We start from the raw sequence: 5,219 nt of genomic DNA on the forward strand, positions 1-5,219 counted from the left end.
GAGGATCATCTCCCGGCTGACGGGGGCGATCCGGGCCACCCGTGCCGCCGTGATCAGCCGGGCCAGCCCGTACTCGACGGTCAGACCGTTGCCGCCAAGGGTGTGCACGGCCTGGTCCACCGCCTTCACCGTGGCCTCCCCGGCGGCGTACTTGGCCATGTTGGCGGCCTCGCCCGCGCCCGCGTCATCGCCCGCGTCGTAGAGGTACGCGGCCTTCGCCATCATCAGCCGCGCCAGCTCCAGCTCGATATGCGCCTGGGCGAGGGGGTGGGCGATCGCCTGATGGGCGCCGATGGGCTCCTTCCACACCTGGCGGGTGCGGGCGTAGTCGACGGCCCTGTCGAGCGCGTAGCGGCCCATCCCCAGCCCGAACGCCGCCGTCATGATGCGCTCCGGGTTGAGCCCGGCGAACAACTGGAGCAGCCCGGCGTCCTCGTCGCCCACCAGCGCGTCGGCGGGCAGCCGTACGTCGTCCAGCACCACCTCGAACTGCTTCTCCGCGGCGGTCAGTTCCATGGGGATGTGGTGATGGGAGAAGCCGTGTGCCCCGCGCGGGACGATGAACAGACAGGGCTTGAGCTTCCCGGTCCTGGCGTCCTCGGTACGGCCGACGATCAGGGTCGCGTCCGCCATGTCCACGCCCGAGATGAAGACCTTACGGCCGTTGAGTATCCAGCCGCCGTCCTCCTCCCGGCGGGCGGTGGTGGTGATCCGGTGCGAGTTGGATCCGGCGTCGGGCTCGGTGATGCCGAAGGCCATGGTGAGGCTGCCGTCGGCCAGACCGGGCAGCCAGCGCTCCTTCTGCTCGGCGGTGCCGAACCGGGCGATGACGGTGCCGCAGATGGCGGGCGAGACGACCAGCATGAGCAGCGGGCAGCCCGCGGCGCCCAGCTCCTCCAGGACGATGGACAGCTCGGTGATGCCACCGCCCCCGCCGCCGTACTCCTCGGGGAGGTTGACGCCGAGATAGCCGAGCTTGCCTGCCTCGGCCCACAGTTGGCGCACGCTGTCGCTCTCCTGGGGGCCGCCCGGGGCGTGTCCCTTGGCGAACGACGACACCGCCGCGCGGAGCGCCACGCGCTCCGGGGTGTCCACGGGCGTATGCGGGCTGGTCATGGACGGCTCCTCCCACTTGCGATGCGTTGTGCGGGCCGTGTGCCGTCCCGCACGGCCCGGACGGGTTGTCCGGGCCCGGACCTACTGAGTGGTGCGCGGGGGTTCGTCACTCCCCCGCCGCCACGACGGCGAGCAGGGCACCGACCTCGACCTGGCGGCCGGTGGTGGCGTGCAGGGCGGTGAGCACCCCGGCGGCGGGCGCCGTGACGCGGTGCTCCATCTTCATGGCCTCCAGCCACAGCAGGGGCGCTCCGGCCTCGACCCGGTCCCCGACCGCCACCTCGGCGATCCGGACCACCGTGCCCGGCATGGGCGCCAGCAGCGACCCCGGTTCGGTACGGGCGGTGGGGTCGGGGAAGCGGGGCAGCGCGGTGAACACGAAGCCGCCCTGGGGAGTGTCGACGTAGCGACGGTCCCCATGGGCCGTCACCTCGAACGTCCGCCGGACCCCGGCCACATCGAGAACGACCGACTCCGCACCCGCGGCCAGCACCCGGACGTCGGGGAAGTCCTCCGCGTGCAGCCCGTCGCGGGTGCGACGGTAGCGCACCTGGTGCTCGGTGCCGCCCGGTTCGGCGCGGTAGCTCCGCGACTGCGGCTGGGAGGGGACGTTCCGCCAGCCGCCCAACCGCCCGGCCACGGTCGCGTTCGCGGTCCCCGGCCGCCGCGCCGCGTCGGCCAGGGCCGCGGCGAGGGCGGCAAGGGCGGCGAGCGAGGCCGCCGCGTCGTCATCGGGGGCGGCGGCGGTCAGCTCGGCCAGATGGCGTTCGAGGAAGCCGGTGTCCATCCGGGCCGCCGCGAACTCCGGGTGCCGCAGCGCCCGTACGAGCAGCTCCCGGTTGGTCACCGGACCGTGGATCCGGGCCCGCTCCAGCCCGTGGGCCAGCCGCCGCACGGCCTCGGCCCGGGTGGGGGCGACGGCGATGACCTTGGCCAGCATCGGGTCGTAGTGGACGCCGATCGCGTCCCCGTCGCCCGGTCCGGAGTCGACCCGCAGCCCCGGGATGTCCAGCCGGTGCAGGATCCCCGTCTGCGGCCGCCAGTCGCGCGCCGGGTCCTCGGCGTACAGCCGCGCCTCGACGGCGTGTCCCCGGGGCGCCGGCGGCTCGGCGTCGAGCGGCTCCCCCTCCGCGATCCGCAGTTGCAGCGCCACCAGGTCGAGGCCGTAGGTCTCCTCGGTGACCGGGTGCTCGACCTGGAGGCGGGTGTTCATCTCCAGGAAGTACGCCCGCCCCGCGGGCGAGACCAGGAACTCCACCGTGCCCGCGCCCTCGTAGCCGATGGCGCGCGCCGCGTCCGCCGCCGACTCGGCCAGGGTGCGCCGCAGTTCCTCGTCCAGACCGGGGGCCGGGGCCTCCTCGATGACCTTCTGGTGGCGGCGCTGGAGGGAGCAGTCGCGGGTGCCGAGGGTCCAGACGGTGCCGTGGGTGTCGGCGAACACCTGGACCTCGACATGGCGGGCGCCCTCCATATAGGGCTCCACGAAGATCTCACCGTCGCCGAAGGCGGAGGCCGCCTCGGCGCGCGCGGAGTCGAGTTCGGCGGGGAGCGCGGCCAGCTCGCGGACCACCCGCATACCACGGCCGCCGCCGCCCGCCGCCGCCTTGACCAGCAGGGGCAGATCGTCGGCGGTGGCCTCGGCCGGGTCGATCGCGTCGAGCAGCGGCACGCCCGCCTTGCGCATGATCTCCTTGGCGCGGGTCTTGGAGGCCATGGCCTCCATCGCCTCGGGCGGCGGCCCCACCCACACCAGCCCCGCGTCCCTTACGGCGCGCGCGAAGTCGGCGTGCTCGGAGAGGAAGCCGTAGCCGGGGTGGACGGCGTCGGCCCCGGCGGCCAGGGCGGCCCGCACAAGGAGATCGCCGCGCAGATAGGTGTCGGCCGGGGCGTCGCCCGGCAGCCGTACGGCGGTGTCGGCCTCGTATGCGTGGGGCGCGCCGGCGTCCGCGTCGGAGTGGACCGCGACGGTGGCGATGCCGAGGTCACGGCAGGTGCGGACGATACGCCGCGCTATCTCGGCGCGGTTGGCGACCAGGAGGGAACGAATCACGGGTTCCTCACTCACATCCGGAAGACGCCGAAGCGGAACCGCCGCGCACGGCGGACGAGGCGACCGAACAGGCGGACAAACAGGCACGGATCACGGGTTCCCCACTCACATCCGGAAGACGCCGAAGCCACCGCGCGCGCCCTCGACCGGCGCGGTGTGCAGGGCGGACAGACACAGGCCGAGCACGGTGCGGGTGTCGCGCGGGTCGATGACGCCGTCGTCGTAGAGCCGCCCGGAGAGGAAGAGCGGCAGCGACTCGGACTCGATCTGCCGCTCCACCATGGCGCGCAGCGCGGCGTCGGCCTCCTCGTCGTACGGCTGCCCCTTGGCGGCGGCGGACTGCCGGGCGATGATCGACATCACCCCGGCCAGTTGCTGGGGGCCCATCACGGCGGACTTGGCGCTGGGCCAGGCGAAGAGGAAGCGGGGGTCGTACGCCCGGCCGCACATCCCGTAGTGACCGGCGCCGTACGAGGCGCCGATGAGCACCGACAGATGCGGGACCCGGGAGTTGGAGACGGCGTTGATCATCATGGCGCCGTGTTTGATGATCCCGCCCTGCTCGTAGTCGCGGCCGACCATATAGCCGGTGGTGTTGTGCAGGAAGAGCAGCGGGATGTCGCGCTGGTTGGCGAGCTGGATGAACTGCGCGGCCTTCTGCGACTCCTCGCTGAACAGCACCCCCTGCGCGTTGGCCAGGATGCCGACCGGATAGCCGTGCAGCGCGGCCCAGCCGGTGGCCAGGCTGCGCCCGTACAGCGGCTTGAACTCGTCGAAGTCCGAGCCGTCCACGATCCGGGCGATCACCTCGCGCGGATCGAAGGGGATCTTGAGATCGCCGGGGACGATGCCGAGCAGCTCCTCGGCGTCGTACTTCGGCGGTTCGGCGGGCCCCGGATCGGCTTGTGCCTTGCGCCAGTTGAGGCGGGCGACGACCCGGCGGGCCTGGCGCAGCGCGTCCGGCTCGTCGGCGGCGAAGTAGTCGGCGAGGCCGGAGGTGCGGGCGTGCATCTCGGCGCCGCCCAGCGATTCGTCGTCGCTCTCCTCCCCGGTGGCCATCTTCACCAGCGGCGGACCGCCCAGGAAGACCTTGGAGCGCTCCTTGACCATGATCACGTGGTCGGACATCCCGGGGATGTACGCGCCTCCGGCGGTGGAGTTACCGAAGACCACGGCGATCGTGGGGATTCCGGCGGCGGACAGCCGGGTGAGATCGCGGAACATCGCCCCGCCCGGGATGAAGATCTCCTTCTGGGACGGGAGGTCGGCGCCGCCGGACTCGACGAGGCTGATGAGCGGGAGCCGGTTGGCGCGGGCGATCTCATGGGCGCGCAGCGACTTCTTGAGCGTCCAGGGGTTGCTGGCCCCGCCGCGTACGGTCGGGTCGTTGGCGCTGATCAGGCACTCCACACCGGAGATCACCCCGATACCGGTGACGAGCGAGGCCCCCACCGGATACTCGCTGCCCCAGCCGGCCAGCGGCGACAGCTCCAGGAAGGGGGTGTCGGGGTCCAGCAGCAGCTCGATCCGCTCGCGGACCAGCAGCTTGCCGCGCTTGCGATGGCGCTGGACGTATTTCTCACCGCCCCCGGCGAGCGCCTTGGCGTGCTCACCCTCCAACTCGGCGAGCTTGGCGAGCATCGCCTCCCGATGGGCCGTGTGATCGGCGCCTGCGGGGTCGAGCGCGGACGCGAGCGCGGTCAAAACAGTACCTCCGGTATGTCCAGATGGCGTGAGCGCAGCCATTCGCCGACGGCCTTGGCCTGGGGGTCGAAGCGGGCCTGCGCGGCGACGCCCTCGCCGAGCAGCCCCGCCACGACGAAGTTCAGGGCCCGCAGTCGGGGCAGCGGATGGCGGGTGATCTTCAACGGGGCCGTCTCCGGGAGCAGTTCGCGCAGCCGGTCGACGGTGAGGGTGTGGGCCAGCCAGCGCCAGGCGTCCTCGTTTCGCGCCCAGACGCCGATGTTGGCACTGCCGCCCTTGTCGCCGCTGCGGGCCCCGGCGACCGCGCCGAGCGGGGCGCGGCGGGTCGGCCCGGGCGGCAGCGGCGGCG

Annotated in this window: 4 protein-coding genes; all 4 read right to left on the reverse strand. The window is 72.8% G+C overall.

Going from position 1 to position 5,219, the window contains the following annotated elements:
* Positions 1 to 1,116 (reverse strand): acyl-CoA dehydrogenase family protein (locus KN815_RS43390; RefSeq protein WP_216347252.1); only part of this gene is annotated, 1,116 nt, incomplete at its 3' end.
* Between the two features lie 106 nt (positions 1,117 to 1,222).
* Positions 1,223 to 3,166: an acetyl/propionyl/methylcrotonyl-CoA carboxylase subunit alpha gene (locus KN815_RS43395; RefSeq protein ID WP_216347253.1), complete on the reverse strand. Its 1,944-nt coding sequence runs from the start codon at positions 3,164 to 3,166 to the stop codon at positions 1,223 to 1,225.
* A 105-nt stretch (positions 3,167 to 3,271) separates the two neighbouring features.
* Positions 3,272 to 4,870 (reverse strand): acyl-CoA carboxylase subunit beta, encoded by a 1,599-nt coding sequence (locus tag KN815_RS43400; RefSeq protein WP_216347254.1) that lies wholly within the window; start codon positions 4,868 to 4,870, stop codon positions 3,272 to 3,274.
* A partial coding sequence (locus KN815_RS43405; RefSeq protein WP_443732345.1) for an AtuA-related protein occupies positions 4,867 to 5,219 on the reverse strand: 353 nt, incomplete at its 5' end. The genes KN815_RS43400 and KN815_RS43405, both read right to left, overlap by 4 nt.

It is taken from the genome of Streptomyces niphimycinicus (assembly GCF_018883605.1).
Lineage (GTDB): Bacteria > Actinomycetota > Actinomycetes > Streptomycetales > Streptomycetaceae > Streptomyces > Streptomyces niphimycinicus.